Consider the following 18,891-nt stretch of genomic DNA (forward strand, 5'->3'; position numbering starts at 1 on the left):
CGATGACGACCGACGGCGTGACCGTGCCCGAATTCGCCCGCGATGCGATCAACCTTGCCTCCGCCGGCCTCGGCGCGCGGCCGGTCTTTGCGACAGACGAATTCTTCGCACCGCTGGAGCGTATGCTCCAGGATGCCTCGCCGGTCTATCATCCCGGTGTCTACGACGAGAACGGCAAGTGGATGGACGGCTGGGAGACGCGGCGACGCCGTGGCCCCGGCAACGACCACGCCATCGTGGCACTCGCAACGAACGGCCGTATCCGCGGCTTCGAGGTCGATACCGCGCATTTCACCGGCAACTACCCGAGCGCCTGTGCCATCGACGCCTGTCTGGCACCGGACGGCCCGGACAAACGGACGGTATGGACGGAATTGGTGTGCCCACGACCGCTCGGCCCGAGCGCGCTACATCACTTCGAAGCGCGATCGGATTCTATATGGAGCCATGTGCGCTTGCGCATCTATCCCGATGGCGGCATCGCCCGCCTCAGGGTCTACGGCACGCCTGCCCTCGACCGGGCAGCGATCGGCGACACTGTGGTCGATCTGGCCTCATCCTTGCTCGGCGGCCGGATCATCGCCTATTCGAACGGACACTACGGCCACCAGCGGCTGCTTGCGCCCGGACGCGGCATCAACATGGGCGATGGCTGGGAGACCCGCCGACGGCGCGAACCCGGCAACGACTGGATCGTCGTGAAACTGGCCGCCCGCGGTGAGATCGATTGCGTTGTGGTCGACACCGCGCACTTCAAGGGAAACTTCCCGGACGCCTGTTCGCTGCAGGCGGCAGATCTCGGAGCGGCCGCTTGCGAAGTGGCCGCATCCGTCACGGCATCGTCGATGTTCTGGCGCGAGCTTCTGCCGCCGCAGAAACTCGCCGCCGATAGCATCCACACCTATGAAGCAAACGGGCTCGCGGCCGCAGGTCCCGTAACCCACGTGCGCTTCAACATCTTCCCCGACGGCGGCGTCAGCCGGCTGCGTGTCTTCGGGCGTATAGCGAAAGCCGGCATCTAGATCGTTTCACCGAGGAGGCGAAACGATCAAACTTCCAGGCAACCGATCAACATTGGACGGAGGAGCGTCACATGAAGGAGATCGTCATACAGCCGTTGACCCGGGAGGCCTTTGCGCCTTTCGGCGACGTGATCGAAACGGAGAATGCCCACAACTTCCCCATCAACGGGGGCAATGCAACCCGCTACCACGACCTCGCCAAGATCGATACGACAGGCGAAAAGGCCCGGCCCATGATCAGCCTGGTGCGCGGCGTACCCTATCCACTGCCGCTGAAACTCACCATGGTCGAGCGCCATCCGCTCGGCAGCCAGGCCTTCATCCCCTTGAGCGACAATCCGTTTCTGATCGTCGTCTCCCGGGAAACCGACGAAGGCCCGAGCGAACCGATCGCCTTCAAAACTACGCCGGGCCAGGGCGTCAACATCGCCCGCAACGTCTGGCATGGCATCCTGACGCCACTCGATGACGTCTCGGATTTCGCGGTGGTCGACCGCGGTGGCGAAGGCGTCAACCTGGAAGAGCATTTCTTCAAGGAGCCGTTCCTGATCGTGTGAATGAATGCATGACCCGGTCGTCCGGTCGGGTTATCGGTGCGCCAGGGCCTCGCTGGCCGCCGAAATCGGACGATAGGACTAAGACTTCAATACCCCCCGTCACGCCTGAACTTCGTCGGCGTGTATCCCGTCAGCCGCCGAAAATCGCGCGAGAAATGATAGGGATCCGGGTAGCCGCAGACCGCCGCCACCGTCGAGACCTTGGCATCGGGTCCAACCAGCAGGCGTTTCGCCTGGTTGATCCGCTCATGCCGCAACCAGTCCATCGGCGTCGTCCCCACCATGTCGCGAAAGCGGCGAAAGAGCTGCGACTGGCTGAGCCGCGCCCGAGCCGCAAGATCATCGATCGTCCAGGGCCTCGCGAGATCCTCGCGCATCGCTGAAAGAACAGCCAACAGGCGATCCTCGCCCGGTGCATCCTGACCCGGCTCACTACCGGTCAACCGCGGCCCGATCATGTCTGCAATGAGCCCGGAAATGGCGGCACTCGCCAGGGCATCGGTCGCCGGCGACCGTTCGGCCAGAAACCTGCTTACGCCCTCGAATGCCGTTTGCGCCGTCTGCGGATCCCTCGGCACGAACAGTGGCGACTGCTGAACGTTGAGGAACTGATAGAGCGCATCAAGCCCGTGTCCCTCGATCCCCATCCAGAGATAACGCCAGCTTTCGCTCTCGGGCGCGCAGCTATGCGCATAGGCCTGGGCCGTATCGAGCCAGGCGACACTGCCGGTTTCGGCCGTGAACCGTTGACCGCGCACCTCGATCAACCCGCATCCCCCCGTCGTGTAGACGAAGACATGCTGGTGGAACCGCTTGCGGATCGGCACCTCCTCGGGACGGGCCGTCCGGTTTCCGGCCACCAGTGCCAGATAGGGAAACGCATCGGCGAATTTTGCCGGTGTGTGGAAATGGATTTCTTCGCTTTCGGGCAGCATGCCATTTTTCTGGCACCCGATGCGAGTTTTGTCCATCACCTTGCGACAGGGCACCATTCCCAAAGCCAATGCAGCGACGTTATCATGCAGCTTTATGCACGGAGTATTGCCCATGACCGAAGCCGCGCCGAACGGCGACGCCGCGAACTTCACCTTCGCGCCGCTGTCCCCGGATTTTGCTCGCGATCCCTATCCGACCTATCGCGCGCTGCGTGAAAAGGAGGGGCTGCACTACTTTGCGGATTTCGACATCTGGCTCGCCTCGCGCTTCGAGGATGTCTCGGCGATCGTCATGGACAAGCGCATGGTGCGCTCGCTCGAGGACATCGCGACGAAGGAAGAGCTTGCGAAACTGCAGCGTGCCGCCAATTGGCACGACATGCCGCACCATGAACGCTTCGTGCAGTTCAGCCTGCTCGACAGCGATGGTGCTGTGCATGACCGGCTGCGCAAGCAGGTCTTCAAGCTGTTCACGCCAGCCATGATCGCGAAGCTCCGCGACCAGATCCAGGCCTATGTCGACCGGCTGATCGACAGCCTCGCCGATCGCGGCGAGATCGATTTCGTCGATGACCTCGCCGCCCATGTTCCCGGCCACATCATTGGCCGCCTACTCGGCGTTCCGGACGAAGACTGTCCGCAGCTCCGTATCTGGTCGGAGAACATTGTTCAGTTCTTCGACGTCGACCGCTCCGACGCGCGCAAGGAGCTCGCCGAACGCAACACGACCGAGTTCTACGAGTATCTGACGGACTTGAAGGCCGAGCGTGAGCGAGCGCCGAAGGATGACCTCATCTCGGTCCTGATCGAAGCGGAACGCTCCGGCGCCATGAACTTCGACGAATTCATCTCCACCTGCATGCTGATCCTGATGGCCGGCCACGGCTCGACGATCGACGTGCTGGGCAGCGGCATGCATGCGCTTCTGCGCTTCCCCGAGCAGATGGCGCGGCTGCGGAGCGAGCCCGGCCTTATCCAGACCGGCGTCCAGGAGATGTTCCGCTACGAGTCGCCGCTTCCGTTCTTTCACCGCCATTGCGTCGAGGACATCGAGATCTTCGGCCGTCGCTTCGAACGCGGCACCAAGTTCGGCCTGCTCTATGGCGCCGCCAACCGCGATCCCAAGCAGTTCGACAATGCCGACACGTTCGATATCGGCCGCACGCCGAACCGGCACCTGGCCTTTGGCGGCGGTGTGCATTTCTGTCTCGGCAACCACCTCGCGCGCCTCGACATGGATATCATCTTCAGCACCCTGCTTCGCCGCTTCCCGACCATCGGGCTCGTCGACAAGGAACCCGAATACAAACGCGGCCTTTCGGTCCGTGGACCCAAGCGGCTGAAGATCGCCATCCGGCCCGCCTGATCCCGTATCCTCGACACCACCATACGCAATCGGAGAATACCCATGCCCAAGATCGTCTTCATCGACGCGGACGGCACGACGAAAGAAATCCAGGCGGAAATCGGCCAGTCGCTGATGTCCGCCGCTGTACAGAACGGCATCGATGCCATCGCCGCCGAATGCGGCGGTTCCTGCGCCTGCGGCACCTGCCACTGTTACATCGACGGCGAATGGAGCGACCGCCTGCCGGCGCCCGAATTCCAAGAACAGGACATGATCGAGTGCGTCGTCAATCCGAACGAACGCAGCCGCCTGAGCTGTCAGATCACGGTGTCTGCCGAACTGGATGGCCTTGTGGTGCACCTGCCCGCCGGCCAATACTGAGACGAAAAGAAAAGAAGGCCGGAGCGACGTTTCGCTGCTCCGGCCAACACTTACGGGGAAGTTCTGATCGGCCGAGGCGGCATGCCCCGGCCGAATTTCGTTATTCTGCGAAGAACGCGAAGCGCACGATGAAGAGCGCTGCAACGAGCTGGGTCGCCGGGTGGATGACGCTCCACTTACCGGTGAAGACCTTCAAGACGACATAGCTGACGAAGCCGAAGGCGAGGCCGTTGGCGATCGAGTAGGTGAAGGGCATGGCGAGTGCTGTAAGCGCTGCCGGTGCCGCTTCCGTCAGGTCGTCCCACTCCACTTCCGTCAGTTCGCGCATCATCAGGCCGGCGACATAGAGCAGAGCCGGAGCCGTCGCATAGGACGGAACGGCGGCTGCCAGCGGCGAGAAGAACAGCGCTGCCAGGAACAGGACGCAGACGGTGAGCGCAGTCAGACCCGTGCGGCCGCCAGCCTGAACGCCCGAGGCGCTTTCGACATAGGCGGTGGTGCTGCTGGTGCCGATCAGCGAGCCGGCGACGATCGCCGTGCTGTCGGCGAGAAGCGCGCGACCGAGACGGTTCGGCTTGCCTTCTTCGACGAGCTTGGCGCGCTTGGCTACACCGATCAGCGTGCCGGTGGCGTCGAAGACTTCGACAAGCACGAAGACGAGGATGACATGCAGCAGGCCGCCATGCAGGGCGCCCATGATGTCAAGCTGCAGGAAGGTCGGCGCAATGCTCGGCGGCGCCGAGACGATGCCTTTGAACTCGCTGACGCCGAGGATCATCGACAGGATGGTAACGACCAGAATGCCGATAAGGATCGAACCGCGAACCTTGAGCGAATCCAGCACCGCAATGACGAAGAAGCCGAGGATCGCGAGCAGCGGACCCGTCTGCTTGAGGTCGCCGAGACCGACGAGCGTTGCCGGATTGTCGACGACGATGCCGGCGTTCTTCAGGGCGATGATGCCGAGGAAGAGGCCGATACCCGTGGCGATCGCGCTTCGGAGTGAGTGCGGAATGCCGGCGATCAGCCAGCTTCGGACTCCGGTCACGGTCAGGATCAGGAAGATCACGCCCGAGATGAAGACCGCACCCAGCGCCTGCTGCCAGGTGAAGCCGAGGGCTGCGACGACGGTGAAGGCGAAGAAGGCGTTGAGGCCCATGCCGGGCGCCATGCCGATCGGCCAGTTGGCGACGAGCGCCATGACGGCAGAGCCGAGTGCGGCGGCAATACAGGTTGCGACGAAGACGGCATCCCTATCCATGCCCGTGCTCGACAGGATGTCGGGGTTGACGAAGATGATGTAGGACATCGTCAGGAATGTCGTGATACCGGCGATCACCTCGGTGCGCGCCGTCGTTTGATGCTCTTTCAGCTTGAATAGTCGTTCAAACATCTTTCCTCCCTTGGCGGCGTCACCACGACGCAGCCGAACGACAGTGAGCGGGAAACCGTCTCCTCCAGTTCCCGACCAGTGCATTTCGAACGCCCGGATAATTCCGAAGCGATCGCTTCGCTTTAGGCTTCGTGCCGGCTGGCGATCGTCCGCCCTCTTCCGGACGACGCGAATGCCTTTTGCACAGCCTTGGGATTGTGCGTCTTCCGCAGCCGGATCGCTAGCCGTCCATTCCCGGGATCGACGATGAAAGACTTTCAAATTTTTCGGAGAATTTGGCGGCGCCAAAACGACGCCATTGGGCCGGTTTCCACCTTCTGCGGGAGGCCAAAAAACCCTCGAAAAATATACGGAAAGGCCCTATTGACCTTCCAACGATGGGAACCGCCATGTTTCTCTCATACAGAAACGAAGGAGACAAGCATGCAGAACTACAAGATCGACAACATGACCTGCGGCCACTGTGCCGGCGCCGTCCAGAAGGCGATCCTGAGCGTCGATCCGCAGGCGACGATCAAGGTCGATCTCGGCAACCGGGAGATCAGCGTCGAGACCGCTGCTGCCGCCGGCCCGATCGCCGATGCCTTGAAGGCCGCCGGCTATGAGAGCCGCGCGCTCTGAACGACGCGCTGCAACGACAATTTCCGCCAGAACGCTCCGGCCAATCCGGGGCGTTTTTCTTTGAACTCTTTCTCGTCGGCGCTCGTTCGGCACAGCCGCAGAAATTTGTAAAACCCGCTCTTGACCTTCCAACGCTGGGAACCTCTACCTTACAGTCATTGGAAGCTTTGAAGGCGCCAAAGGCACGGAAGATCAGCTCGCTTCGCCGCACAGAAAATGCGGCATGCACCCTTGACCTTCCCACCGTTGGAAGCCCCAGATTATGATAAAAGACTGTGAAAGGAGCACGATCATGGGATCGGTGACCCCCATTAGAAATAACAACGTTGAAGCAATTTCCGCTGCCGCCTTCAGCGCCAGCATACCCGTCGAGGGCATGACCTGCGCCTCCTGCGTCGCCCGTGTCGAGAAGGCGATCCGCGCCGTCCCGGGCGTGACGTCTGCCTCGGTCAATCTCGCGACCGAACGCGCCGACGTGCACTTTGATGCAGGCACCAAGTCAGGCGATATCGTCAAGGCGATCGAAAATGCCGGTTACGGCGCGGCCGAAGACACGATCGAATTCACCATCGAAGGCATGACCTGTGCCTCCTGCGTCGCGCGCATCGAAAAGGCGCTGAAGACAGTTCCGGGCGTCACGCAAGCCAATGTCAATCTGGCGACCGAGCGCGCCTCCGTTCGCGTGACGAAGGGCATCGCCACGGCCGCTGCGCTCGAAGAGGCAGTCCGCGTTGCCGGCTACGCCGCCAAGCGCATCACCGGCGACGAAAGCGTCGATCGCGAAGGCGAGAAGCGCGAACAGGAGACGCGGAAGCTCGCGCGCTCGCTGCTGATTGCAGGCGTCCTGACGCTGCCGATCTTCGTGCTCGAAATGGGCTCGCACTTCATCCCGGCCGTGCACGAATTCGTCATGAACAATATCGGCATGCAGGAAAGCTGGTATCTGCAGTTCGTGCTGACGACGCTGGTGCTCTTCGGCCCGGGCCTGCGCTTTTACCAGAAGGGCGTTCCCGCCCTCTTCCGCCTGGCCCCGGACATGAACTCGCTGGTCGCGATCGGCACGTCCGCCGCCTGGATCTATTCGGTCGTCGCCACCTTCGCACCCGACCTTCTGCCCGACGGTACGGCCAACGTCTACTACGAGGCGGCTGCCGTCATCGTCACCTTGATCCTGCTCGGTCGGTTCCTGGAGGCGCGTGCCAAGGGCCGGACCTCCGAGGCGATCAAGCATCTGATGGGCCTGCAGGCAAAGACTGCCCGCGTCGTCCGCAACGGCGAGACGGTCGAGGTACCCCTTTCCGACGTCACCGCCGGCGATACCGTCGTCGTGCGCCCCGGCGACCGGGTTCCGGTCGACGGCAGCGTCCTCGACGGCAACTCCTATGTCGACGAATCGATGATCACCGGCGAGCCGGTTCCGGTCGAAAAGATCGCCGGCAGCGAAGTGGTCGGCGGCACGATCAACAAGACCGGCTCCTTCACCTTCCGCGCTACCAAGGTCGGCGCCGATACGGTGCTCGCGCAGATCATCAAGATGGTCGAGCAGGCCCAGGGCGCCAAGTTGCCGATCCAGTCGCTGGTCGACCGTGTCACCGCCTGGTTCGTGCCGGCCGTCATCGCGATTGCGCTTCTGACCTTCGGCGTCTGGCTGGTCTTCGGCCCGGATCCGGCACTCACCTTCGCGCTCGTCAACGGCGTCGCGGTGTTGATCATCGCCTGCCCCTGCGCCATGGGCCTTGCCACCCCGACTTCGATCATGGTCGGCACCGGCCGCGCAGCAGAAATAGGTGTGCTCTTCCGCAAGGGCGAGGCGTTGCAGACGCTGCGCAACGCCGCGGTTATAGCAGTCGACAAGACCGGTACGCTGACCAAGGGCCGCCCGGAATTGACTGACCTCGAAACCGCTGAAGGCTTCGACCGTGACACCGTGCTGACGCTGGTCGCCGCCGTCGAAACCCGCTCCGAGCACCCGATCGCCGAAGCAATCGTCGATGCCGCCAAGGCGAAGGGTCTTGATATCGGCGAGCCCGCCAAGTTCGAGGCGATCCCCGGCTTCGGCGCGAGCGCCGAAGTCTCGGGCCGCACCGTGCATGTCGGCGCCGACCGGCTGATGACGCAGCTGAAGCTCGACGTGTCGGCTTTCGCAGAACAGGCAGCGCGTCTCGGCTCTGAGGGCAAGAGCCCGCTCTATGCGGCGATCGACGGCAGGTTGGCGGCGATCATTGCCGTTGCCGACCCGATCAAGGAAACCACACCGCAGGCAATCCGCATGCTGCACGATCTCGGCCTGAAGGTCGCGATGATCACCGGCGACAACCGCCGCACCGCAGAAGCGATCGCCGCCAAGCTCGGCATCGACGAGGTCATCGCCGAAGTTCTGCCGGATGGTAAGGTCGCGGCCCTGAAGAAGCTGAAGCAAGGCGGACGCGCGGTCGCCTTCGTCGGCGATGGCATCAATGATGCGCCGGCGCTCGCCGAAGCCGATGTCGGTCTCGCGATCGGCACCGGTACGGATGTCGCCATCGAGAGCGCCGACGTGGTGCTGATGTCCGGCGATCTCCTGGGTGTGCCGAACGCGATCGCGCTGTCCAAGGCGACGATCCGCAACATCAAGGAGAACCTGTTCTGGGCCTTCGCCTATAACGCAGTTCTCATCCCGGTTGCCGCTGGCGCTCTCTACCCGGCCTATGGGTTGCTGCTGTCGCCGATCTTCGCAGCCGGTGCCATGGCGCTGTCGAGCGTTTTCGTGCTCGGTAACGCGCTGCGGCTCAGAGCGTTTCGCCCGGTTGCCGCAGCCCGCGCGGCTTAGGTTCGACATTCTTCCCGGCTGCTGCGGCGTGGCGGCGGCCGGGAAGAGCCCTTATATTCGAAGGGAATGGCCGTAGGGCCGCAGCAAGGATGACATCATGAATATCGGCGAAGCTTCCCGCGCCTCCGGCGTCTCGACGAAAATGATCCGCTATTACGAGACGATCGGCCTCATCCCGCAGGCGGACCGCAGCGAGTCCGGTTATCGCAACTACGGCGACAACGACGTCCATACGCTGCAGTTCATCCGCCGCTCGCGCGACCTCGGTTTCACCGTCGAACAGATGGCCGATCTCCTGGCGCTGTGGCGTGACCGGTCGCGCGCCAGCGGCGAGGTCAAGAAGATCGCGCTCGAACATGTCGCAATCCTCGAGCGCAAGGCCGAGGAACTCAAGTCGATGAGCCGGACACTGAAGTATCTCGCCGCCCACTGCAATGGCGACGGCCGCCCGGATTGTCCCATTCTCGACGACCTCGCCGATGCCGGAAACAAGCCCGCAAAGGCAGCCGAGCCCGCCCGCTTCGGCACGGCCGGCATCGATCCGGTCCGCAACCGTCGGCATGGCTGACCAAAACAGGTGCGCGTCGCCGCGTCTCACGCATTCGTGACGTCGCCGAACATCCGCAGCATTGACAGGAATCAAAGGCGTTTCTACGGATCGATCATGGAGAAGGTGCGAACCACATATCTGCGTTTGCTGATGGTGCTGAAGCTGGCGATCGCTTTGTCGCTGGCCCTGTTGCCTTTTTCCACCGCCTCTGGCATGATGCATGCAGCCGCGCACGGCTCGATGCAGATCGAGGCTTCGGCCAGCCCGACGCAAATTGCGACCGAGCACTGCCCGAGCCTCGACAAGGGCAAGGTGAAGCCGGCGGAGCAAAGCGGCAAGACCGACAAGAAGGATTGCTGCAAGACCTTCTGTGCCGCAGTGGCGGTGCTTGGCGATGCCGACGGCAGCCATCCGGCTTTCCTGCGCTCCATCAGCAATTTCGGCCCGCATCCGCAGCTCACCCCCGGCGAGCTCGACGGCCTCCATCGCCCTCCAAGAGCCTGATTTCGTGAATCCGTGACCGCTGCTGCGGGTCTCCTTTGGTCCTTGCCGACTGAAGGATCTGCGGTGGTGCGAAGCGCTGCGGCGGCTTCCGCGTGTCCGATGAGACGCTCGGCCCACCTCTAGTGCGGTCCGCGACAAGGCCCGCCCGGTTTCATCCGGTCGATCGCCGACCTCTGCCATTCACATTTCAGGTTTGACCATGAAACGTTTGTTTTCCATGGCGCTACTGCCCATGATCCTGGGCGGATGCGCTGCCACATTGCCTGCCGAGGTCTCAAGCCTTGGCGATCCCGCTGACAGCTCGAGCGGCATTCGAAGCACGCAATATCGCAGCCCCATTTCGGGCTATACCCATCGCGAACCGACCGGCCCCAAGGCGTGGCGCCCACTCAACGACGCGCAATCGACCGCCAAGGGAGACGCGTCATGAGGCTTCGCAAGCTCAACCTCGCGGCAGCCATCGGCCTGCCGCTCGTGCTCGCCGGATGCGTGACCGAATACTCGGCCAAGAATGCGGGCTTTACGACGGTGGACGCCAGGGTTTCGAGGGCCGCAGCCAAGAAGAGCGTCTGGGTTCAGAACCGCGAACAGGCCGACAAGGTCAATGCCGAGGTCAAGGCGCTCCTGAAGCGCAAGACCATCGACGCTGACACCGCCGTCCAGGTCGCACTCCTCAACAACAAGGGCCTGCAGGCGGCCTATGCCGATCTCGGCGACGCGTCGGCGGATGCCTGGCAGGCGACATTGTTCCTCAACCCAACCATCTCGATCGGCACCACCGGGGTCGGCACGCCGGAACTGCAAGCCTACAAGGCGATCGAAGGCCTCGTCACGACCAACATCCTGGCGCTTCTCACTCGCGACAAGACCATTGCCGTCGCCGATGCGCGTTTCCGCCAGGCGCAGCTGAATGCAGCGCTCAGCACATTGCAGCTTGCCGCCGAAACCCGCCGCGCCTGGATCGAAGCGGTCGCCGCATGGGAAACAGTCGGGCAACTGAACCAGGCGCAAGCCGCCGCCGACGCCTCCTCCGAACTTGCCGCCAAACTCGGCGAGACCGGCGCCATGGGCAAGGGCAACCAGGCGCGTGAGCACGTCTTCAACGCGGAACTTGCCGGTCAGGCAGCTGAGGCCCGGCTTGCGGCGCGCCTTGCCAAGGAAAACCTGACGCGGCTGATGGGGCTCTGGGGCGCTGACCTCGATTACCAGGTGCCCAATCGCCTGCCGAACCTGCCGAAGACCCTTGCCCGCAAGAACAGTATCGAGGCGGAAGCGCTGAAGCGCCGCGTCGACCTGCAGATCGCCCGCCTCGACCTCGAAGCCGTGGCCAAGTCCTACAAGCTCACCGAAGCGACCCGTTACGTCAGCGATCTGGAACTCGTAGCCGGTGCGGAAGCGGAACGGGAGAAGGAGGACCACGGCACCAAGGTCGAGACCACAGCGCAGTTCGAGCTCGAATTCGTCATCCCGATCTTCGACAGCGGCAGCGCGCGCATGCGCAAGGCTGAGCTTGCCCATATGCGCTCGGCAAACCTGCTCGCGGAAAGGGCGGTCAACATCCGCTCGGAAGCGCGGTCGGCCTATGAGGCTTATCGCTCGCGCTACGACATTGCCCGGCACTACCGCAACAACGTCGTGCCGCTGCGCAGCAAGATCGAGGAAGAAGCGACCCTCAGCTACAACGGCATGATCACCAGCACATTCGAACTGCTTGCCGACGTCAGGGCCAAGGTCAATTCGACCGTGCTCTCCGTCAACGCAAAGCGCGATTTCTGGCTGGCCGATGCCAACCTGATGACCGCAATCCACGGCGGCGGATCAGGTGGCGCGGCGGGAGGGGCAGCAGCGCCCGCAGCGGCGGAAGCCGGCGGCGCCGGGCACTAGGGCGGGTTGAGGAAAAGTGTGTGCGGTTTTCCGCACGCATCCCGCCTAACTCAAAAAGGATCAGAAAGATGTTCAATAGAAGACACTTCCTCGGCGCTGGTGCTGCTCTCGTTTCGACAGCCGCCTGGGCGCAGACCTCGAACTCCGGCCTGCCGGAAGCGGCAAGCATGGACAATGCCACGACCCAGAAGCCGCTCGTGCCGACGAGTGGTCCCGACTACAACCCGGTCGTCACCCTCAACGGCTGGACGTTGCCGCATCGCATGAACAACGGCGTCAAGGAGTTCCACCTCGTCGCCGAGCCGGTCGAACGCGAAATGGCCGATGGCATGACGGCCTACCTCTGGGGCTATAACGGCCAGTCACCGGGGCCGACGATCGAGGCCGTCGAAGGCGACCGTGTCAGGATCTTCGTCACCAACAAGCTGCCCGAGCACACCACCATCCACTGGCACGGCATGATCCTGCCTTCGGGCATGGACGGCGTCGGCGGGCTGTCGCAGCCGCATATCCCGGCGGGCAAGACCTATGTCTACGAGTTCGACCTCGTGAAGTCCGGCACCTTTATGTACCACCCCCATGCCGACGAGATGGTGCAGATGGCCATGGGCATGATGGGTTTCTTCGTGGTGCATCCGAAGGATCCGAACTTCATGCGCGTCGACCGCGACTTCGTGTTCCTGCTCAATGCCTACGACATCGATCCCGGCACCTATGTGCCGCGCATCATGGAAATGACCGACTTCAACATGTGGTGCTGGAACAGCCGGATCTTCCCGGACATCGACCCGCTGGTCGTGTCCAAGAACGACCGCGTGCGGGTCAGGGTCGGCAACCTCACCATGACCAACCATCCGATCCACATGCACGGCTATGACTTCGAGGTGACCTGCACCGATGGCGGCTGGGTGCGGCCGGAGGCGCGCTGGCCGGAAGTGTCGATCGACATTCCCGTCGGCGCCATGCGCGCCTACGAATTCGACGCCAAGTACGAGGGCGACTGGGCGATCCATTGCCACAAGTCGCACCACACGATGAACGCGATGGGTCACGACATCCCGACCTTCATCGGCGCCGACAAGAAATCGGTCGCGGAAAAGATCCGCAAGGTGAAGCCCGACTACATGCCCATGGGTACGGCCGGAATGGCCGACATGGGCGAAATGGAAATGCCGCTCCCCGACAACACGATCCCGATGATGACCGGCTGGGGTCCGCGCGGCGCGTTGGAGATGGGCGGCATGTTCTCGGTGGTGAAGGTGCGTGAAGGCATCTCCGCCGGCGATTACAGCGATCCCGGCTGGTACGAAAACCCGCCGGGAACACAGGCCTGGGAGTGGACCGGCGCATTGCCGGAGCCGACACGGGCCAAGGATGCCAAGACCGTCATCACGCCCAAACCGTGAGAGGGCGGCCGACTGCAATGAACTCTTTCAAATCCATCAGGAACATTACGATGAAGAAATCAGCATTCGCTCTGGCGCTCGTTGTCGCCTCCGCCCTTTCCTCTGAGGCCCTTGCCAGCGGCAGCCACGCCGGCGGCCACGACAAGGTGTCGATCGGCGAGCCCGGTGACAGCAAGAAGTCGACCCAGACGATCCGCGTCACCATGAAGGAAACCGACGACGGCAAGATGATCTTCACGCCGGCGACCATCAAGGTTCGCCAGGGCCAGACGGTCCATTTCGCCATCAAGAACGCCGGCGAACTCGCGCATGAATTCGTGCTCGACGACAAGGCGACGATCCAGGAACACAAGATCACCATGGAAAAGTTCCCGGACATGGAGCATGACGACCCGAACGCCATCCGGCTCGAGCCCGGCAAGTCCGGTGACATCTACTGGACCTTTACCAATGACGGCACCTTCGAGTTCGCCTGCCTGGTGCCGGGCCACTACGACGCCGGCATGCATGGCCCGCTCGACGTCGTGAAGAAGTAACCCGAGAAAACAGGAAAGGATGAAACCATGAAGTCTGTAGGTACCCTCTTTGCAGCGCTCGCGCTCACCGTCTCCGCCACCTTCGCCCTGCCCGCATACGCGGCCGAGTTCACCAAGGGCGTCGTCAAGAAGATCGACACCAAGGCCAAGAAGGTGACGATCGACCACGAGGACCTGAAGAACCTCGACATGCCGGCCATGACCATGGTGTTCCGCGCCGACGACGCGGTGCTTGCCAAACTCAAGGAAGGTGCTGCGATCGAATTCGTCGCCGACCGGGTCAACGGGAAGCTGACCGTGACCGAGATCAAGTAACAGCGACAAACTGCCCGGGTCGACTTTGCGCGGCCCGGGCGCCACAATCCTGAAATCAGGCAAGTAATGGAAAGGAATGTTCGATGAACGTATTACGCAGGCATTTCGTGGCGGGCACGATCGCGGGCATCACCCTCTTTGCAACGGGCGCGGTCGCGGCAACCGGTACCATGGCCGTCTACAAGGATCCACAATGCGGCTGCTGCGAGCAATGGGCCGACGCCATGGAAGCGGCCGGCTACAAGGTCGAGGTGCGCGATGAGGCCGACATGTCGGTGATCAAGACGCGCTTTGCGGTTCCCGCCGACATGGAAGGCTGCCATACCGCAGTCATCGACGGCTATGTCATCGAGGGCCATGTACCACTCGAAGCGGTCAAGAAGCTACTGGCCGAAAAGCCTGACGTTGCCGGTATCGCGGTTCCCGGCATGCCCTCGGGCTCGCTCGGCATGGGCAACGATCCGCAGGCTTCCTACGACGTCTATACGATCGCCAAAGCAGGTGCTCAGCCGACGGTCTACTATCAGGTTCGGCCGGCGAACTAAAGAATCCCTGCCGTTTGGCGCCCTCTCGGGCAATCCGGCGGGAAACAGTTCGGGCGTCTCCGCGAACACGGTGGCGCCCGACTTCGATCTCGACCAGTTGAGACGCGCGACCCCACTCCTGCGCTCGATCAAGCCCCTCGCCAGCTGCCGTCTTCGTTGCTGGTGAGCAACGGGGTCTGGAAGACGCCGACGACACGCTCCGGCCAATGGGACGCGCGGTCGGCAAGCGGCTGGCGCCAGCGCTCGGTCTGCAGCATGGCTGCGCCGATCCCGACCGGTTCGATGCCACAGGTCTCCATCAGTGTCAGCCCGGCAAGGATCGAGGTGCCGCTGGAAATCACGTCGTCGATCAGCGCCACGCGCCTTCCTTCAAGCAACGGCAGCATGCGCGGATCGACATAGAGCCGCTTCTTCTGGTCCGGCGTGGTGATCGAGGAGAGCGGCACAGAGAGATCGTCGACATACCAGAATTTCCTTGATGTACCGAGCGGCACGTAGCGGCTGTGCCCGAGCTTTCGGGCGACGGCCGAGGCGAGCGTGAGGCCGAGCGTCGGCAGACCGGCGATGACTTCGGGCTCATGGGGCGCGAGCTTCGCCGCAAGTTCCGTTGCCAATGCGTCCTCGACGGCAAAACTCGCCTGATTGACGATCAGCGAGGCCAGCGCGTGCTTGCCGTCGGCGAGCGGGCGGATCGGCAAGAGGATCTGTCTGCCATCACCGAGAGACGTTGGAAAGAAATCGCGGTAACCCATCTGAATATCGAAGCTTTTCGGCGGATAGATTTCCTGCCAGAAGTCGTGGGGCTGCATCGGTCCGGTCCTCGTCTGCGCGCTTTCGCCCGAAATGAAAGGCGATCAAAAAGGCCGGCTTGCTGTTCTGGTCCCGGCCGTTTTCGTCTATACCGTTTGCGACTTCGATCAAACCGAAAGGGCAACGCGGCTCAAGCAAAGCACGCGGAATTCACAAGCCCCTTCGCGCAATGAAACATGGGAATGCCTGCCGATGCGCCTGCCTGACGGAATAGCCGACGACCTCACCTTCCTCACCGACCTCCGTCGTGATCTGCATGCTCATCCCGAACTCGGTTTCGAGGAGGTGCGCACCAGCGACCTCGTTGCCAAATGGCTTGAAGAAGCGGGCCTCAAGGTCCACCGTGGCTTGGGAAAAACCGGTGTCGTCGGCACGCTGCAGGTGGGCAACGGTACGCGCTCTATCGGTCTTCGCGCGGACATGGATGCACTCGCCATGCCCGAGATCGCCGATCGCCCCTACAAATCTCGCGAGGCCGGCAAGATGCATGCCTGCGGCCATGACGGCCACACCACGACGCTGCTCGGCGCGGCCCGCCATCTGGCGAAGACGCGCAATTTCTCCGGCACCGTGCATTTCATTTTCCAGCCGGCCGAAGAAGGGCGCGGTGGCGCGAAGCGCATGGTCGAGGACGGACTGTTTAGCCTCTTCCCCTGCGACGCGGTTTACGGCCTGCACAACATGCCTGGCCTCGATCCGGACGAGATGGCCGTCGTCGCCGGCCCGCAGCTTGCCTCATCGGATAGCTGGCGGCTCACCTTCCGTGGCGTCGGCACCCATGGCGCCAAGCCGCATCTCGGCCGCGATCCGGTGACGGCATCAGGCACCTTCCTTGCCTCGCTGCAGTCGATCGTCGGCCGCGTCGTCGATCCGCTGCAGCCGGCCGTCGTCAGCGCCTGCTCGGTGCGGGCCGGCGACCCGAAGGCGCTCAACGTCATTCCTGATATCGTCGAGATCGGCGGGACCGCGCGCGCCTATACGCCCGAAGTCCGCGACCAACTCGAAACCGAGATCGGTCGTCTTGCCCGCGGTACTGCTGAGATGTACGGAATCTCCGTCGACTACGAGTTTGAACGACGCATTCCGCCCGTCGTCAACGACGCGGATGCCACTGCCCGAGCGTTGAGCGCCGCACAGGCGGTGTTCGGCAAGAAGACACGGACGGCATTTCCGCCGTCAACCGCCGGCGACGATTTCGCCTTCTTCGGTCTGGAAGCCCCCGGCTGCTATGTCTGGCTCGGCAACGGCCCCGCCGTCGACGGTGCGCTGCACCACAACACGGCTTACGACTTCAACGACGCGGCGATCGGCCCGGGCGTCGCCTTCTGGTCGACTCTGGTGGAGCAGGAACTGGCACGCGCCAAGTAGCGCGTTTCTTGCAAAGGCCTGCGAGGTCAGTCGCAAGCCTGCGATCTCAAGGATTTAGCGCGTTTATTTGAACCTTGAGATGATCAGAACCTGCAAGTTCGGCTCCCACCTATACTCGGCCGCCCTGCACGGGCTGCCTGTTAAAGTCATGCTTCAAGAATCTCGAGGATCGGGCTTTCCATGACCTTGCCCGTCGCCACGTCGGCGATGCCCCGATCGGTTTGGTGCGGGCCGGCATTGCAAGCGAGCGTCGCGCCGAAGCAGGCCTTGAAGACCAGATAGGGCGGCTGCCAATCGACGATACGGCCGACCGCTTCGCGGAGTTCGGCAAAGCTCTTTGCGACCTCTTCCAGCGGCTTTTCCGAGACCAGCCCGGCGAGCGGCAGAGGCAGCAGCGCATCCACCTTTCCGCCGGACGCCACAGCCATGCCGCCACCGGCGGCGATCACCGCATTGGCCGCAACCGTCATATCAGCGGCATTGCCGCCGAAGACCGTGAGGTTGTGGCTGTCATGCGAGACCGTGGTTGCAAAGGCACCGCGCCAGGTGCCCCAACTCGACAACAGACCAACAGCCGGCCGGCTATCAGCGCGTCCGTGACGGTGCGCCACTGCGATCAGCGTCGTACCCTCTGGCGGAACGACGAATCCGTCCTCGACCTTAGCAATGGCTTCGCCCCACTGGGTGAAGCGCGGCCGGTCGATCGTCGCGACGCGGACCTTCGTGCCATCGGCTGGAATGCGGAAGTCGTCATCCGAAAGTGGCGCGATCTTCATCGTGCCGTGCAGCGTCTCGGCGGCGATACCGCTCAACGGCTCGATCATCCGTCCGGCATTTGCAGTCACCTTGCCGTCGACAATGACCGTGCGTGCACGGAAGTCAGAGAGATCTTCGAAGACCACGATGTCCGCCCGACGTCCCGGCGCCACAAGCCCGAGATCGTGACGGCCGAGGCGCACGGCGCCATTGAGCGTTGCAGCCCGAAGCGCCCATTCGGCGGGCAGGCCATAGCGCACCAGTCGACGAACGACGTCGTCGAGGCCACCGGCATGGGCAAGATCGTCCGGGAAGACATCGTCGGTGCAGAGCGTTACCGTCTGAGGAAGATGGCCGAGCGCATTGAGTGCATTGACGAAATCCGGCAACAGGTGGTCATGCGAGCCACGCAGTTCGATCGACAGACCGGCCCGGAGCTTCGCCATCAGATCGTCACCCGAGACGAGCTCGTGGTCGGAGCTGACGCCGGCGGTAACGAAAGCTTGCAGATCTGCACCGGTAAGGCTGCGCGCATGGCCATTGACTGGCTTGCCGGCAGCAAGCCCCGCTTGAACGATCCCGGTGATACGCGCTTCGCCGTCGATGACGCCGCGCATGTTCATCATTTCGGCGATACCGCCGATTTCCGGCCAGCTCAGCATGTCGGCAATCACACCAGCGTCGAAATCGGCACCGGCCAGTTCCAGGCCCGGTGCTGACGGCACGCTCGACGGCGCGAGCAGCACTGTGCGCAGCGGACGATCGCGACTGGCGTCAGCGGCCCAGCGCACGCCGGCAACGCCGTTGACATTGCCGAACTCATGCGGATCCCAGACGACGGTCGTCACGCCACGCGGCAGCACCGCATTGGCATAGGTTGCCGGTGTCACCATCGAACTCTCGACGTGCATATGGGTGTCGATCAGACCGGGCGAAACGAAAGCGCCCGTCCCTTCGATCATGGTTGCCGCATCGGAGCGCGCGCCCGGTTCGTGGACACTTGCGATCAACGATCCAACGAGCCCGATATCGGCCGGGCGAAGCTCGCCGGTCACCACATCGACGAGCGTACCGCCCGAAATCAATACGTCGAACGGCGCATCACCACGCGCTGCGGCCACTGCCCGGGTGCGGAGCGCCGCATCCATCAA

18 protein-coding genes are annotated in these 18,891 nt (G+C 63.0%); 14 read left to right on the forward strand and 4 right to left on the reverse strand.

The features are described 5' to 3' along the window. Positions 1-2: 2 nt before the first annotated feature. Together alc and AB4Z53_RS10475 are read left to right on the forward strand one after the other, a co-directional pair. The gene (gene alc, locus AB4Z53_RS10470) at positions 3-1,022 is read left to right on the forward strand and encodes an allantoicase (RefSeq protein WP_441595755.1); all 1,020 of its coding nucleotides are present in this window, start codon (positions 3-5) and stop codon (positions 1,020-1,022) included. 71 nt (positions 1,023-1,093) lie between these two features. After that, positions 1,094-1,579, forward strand: coding sequence for an ureidoglycolate lyase (locus tag AB4Z53_RS10475; RefSeq protein ID WP_441595756.1), 486 nt, complete (start codon positions 1,094-1,096; stop codon positions 1,577-1,579). An 86-nt stretch (positions 1,580-1,665) separates the two neighbouring features. Here AB4Z53_RS10475 and AB4Z53_RS10480 read toward each other — a convergent pair whose 3' ends face one another. Then, entirely contained in the window at positions 1,666-2,514 is an 849-nt protein-coding gene (locus AB4Z53_RS10480; protein WP_441595757.1) for an AraC family transcriptional regulator, read from the reverse strand. 112 nt (positions 2,515-2,626) lie between these two features. On the opposite strand from AB4Z53_RS10480, the gene AB4Z53_RS10485 reads away from it, so the two are divergent. Both AB4Z53_RS10485 and AB4Z53_RS10490 read left to right on the forward strand, forming a co-directional pair. Further along, on the forward strand, positions 2,627-3,880 hold the full coding sequence (locus AB4Z53_RS10485; protein WP_441595758.1) for a cytochrome P450: 1,254 nt from the start codon (positions 2,627-2,629) through the stop codon (positions 3,878-3,880). A 42-nt stretch (positions 3,881-3,922) separates the two neighbouring features. Then, positions 3,923-4,243 carry a 2Fe-2S iron-sulfur cluster-binding protein gene (locus AB4Z53_RS10490; protein ID WP_043613820.1) on the forward strand — a complete coding sequence of 107 codons (321 nt, stop codon included), beginning with the start codon at positions 3,923-3,925 and terminating at the stop codon, positions 4,241-4,243. A 100-nt stretch (positions 4,244-4,343) separates the two neighbouring features. On the opposite strand, the gene AB4Z53_RS10495 is transcribed toward AB4Z53_RS10490, so the two are convergent. After that, entirely contained in the window at positions 4,344-5,636 is a 1,293-nt protein-coding gene (locus AB4Z53_RS10495) for an NCS2 family permease (RefSeq protein WP_113541458.1), read from the reverse strand. Between the two features lie 423 nt (positions 5,637-6,059). On the opposite strand from AB4Z53_RS10495, the gene AB4Z53_RS10500 reads away from it, so the two are divergent. From AB4Z53_RS10500 to AB4Z53_RS10540, 9 genes are all read left to right on the forward strand, one after another. Then, the gene (locus AB4Z53_RS10500; protein ID WP_441595759.1) at positions 6,060-6,257 is read left to right on the forward strand and encodes a heavy-metal-associated domain-containing protein; all 198 of its coding nucleotides are present in this window, start codon (positions 6,060-6,062) and stop codon (positions 6,255-6,257) included. A gap of 376 nt (positions 6,258-6,633) precedes the next feature. Further along, positions 6,634-9,066 (forward strand): heavy metal translocating P-type ATPase, encoded by a 2,433-nt coding sequence (locus AB4Z53_RS10505; RefSeq protein WP_441595829.1) that lies wholly within the window; start codon positions 6,634-6,636, stop codon positions 9,064-9,066. A gap of 97 nt (positions 9,067-9,163) precedes the next feature. Further along, complete coding sequence (gene cueR, locus AB4Z53_RS10510; protein WP_441595760.1) at positions 9,164-9,634, forward strand: Cu(I)-responsive transcriptional regulator; 471 nt, start codon at positions 9,164-9,166, stop codon at positions 9,632-9,634. Positions 9,635-9,730: 96 nt separating this feature from the next. Next, positions 9,731-10,120 carry a hypothetical protein gene (locus AB4Z53_RS10515; RefSeq protein ID WP_441595761.1) on the forward strand — a complete coding sequence of 130 codons (390 nt, stop codon included), beginning with the start codon at positions 9,731-9,733 and terminating at the stop codon, positions 10,118-10,120. 426 nt (positions 10,121-10,546) lie between these two features. Beyond that, positions 10,547-12,004 (forward strand): TolC family protein, encoded by a 1,458-nt coding sequence (locus AB4Z53_RS10520; RefSeq protein ID WP_441595762.1) that lies wholly within the window; start codon positions 10,547-10,549, stop codon positions 12,002-12,004. A gap of 68 nt (positions 12,005-12,072) precedes the next feature. Next, positions 12,073-13,410 (forward strand): multicopper oxidase family protein, encoded by a 1,338-nt coding sequence (locus AB4Z53_RS10525; RefSeq protein WP_441595763.1) that lies wholly within the window; start codon positions 12,073-12,075, stop codon positions 13,408-13,410. A 50-nt stretch (positions 13,411-13,460) separates the two neighbouring features. After that, complete coding sequence (locus AB4Z53_RS10530) at positions 13,461-13,946, forward strand: cupredoxin domain-containing protein (protein WP_113541451.1); 486 nt, start codon at positions 13,461-13,463, stop codon at positions 13,944-13,946. Between the two features lie 27 nt (positions 13,947-13,973). Continuing rightward, positions 13,974-14,261: a copper-binding protein gene (locus AB4Z53_RS10535; RefSeq protein WP_441595764.1), complete on the forward strand. Its 288-nt coding sequence runs from the start codon at positions 13,974-13,976 to the stop codon at positions 14,259-14,261. An 83-nt stretch (positions 14,262-14,344) separates the two neighbouring features. Beyond that, a complete protein-coding gene (locus AB4Z53_RS10540) occupies positions 14,345-14,806 on the forward strand; it encodes a DUF411 domain-containing protein (protein ID WP_113541449.1) in 462 nt (153 codons plus the stop codon). 128 nt (positions 14,807-14,934) lie between these two features. On the opposite strand, the gene AB4Z53_RS10545 is transcribed toward AB4Z53_RS10540, so the two are convergent. Next, entirely contained in the window at positions 14,935-15,651 is a 717-nt protein-coding gene (locus AB4Z53_RS10545; RefSeq protein WP_291158469.1) for a phosphoribosyltransferase, read from the reverse strand. A 157-nt stretch (positions 15,652-15,808) separates the two neighbouring features. Here AB4Z53_RS10545 and AB4Z53_RS10550 point away from each other — a divergent pair, with 157 nt between their 5' ends. After that, the gene (locus AB4Z53_RS10550) at positions 15,809-16,984 is read left to right on the forward strand and encodes a M20 aminoacylase family protein (RefSeq protein WP_113541469.1); all 1,176 of its coding nucleotides are present in this window, start codon (positions 15,809-15,811) and stop codon (positions 16,982-16,984) included. A 146-nt stretch (positions 16,985-17,130) separates the two neighbouring features. Here the strand turns inward: AB4Z53_RS10550 and AB4Z53_RS10555 are convergent, their stop codons facing one another. After that, on the reverse strand, positions 17,131-18,888 hold the full coding sequence (locus AB4Z53_RS10555) for an adenine deaminase (protein WP_441595830.1): 1,758 nt from the start codon (positions 18,886-18,888) through the stop codon (positions 17,131-17,133). Positions 18,889-18,891 lie beyond the last annotated feature (3 nt).

Source organism: Ensifer sp. 2TAB8 (assembly GCF_052115125.1).
Lineage (GTDB): Bacteria > Pseudomonadota > Alphaproteobacteria > Rhizobiales > Rhizobiaceae > Ensifer.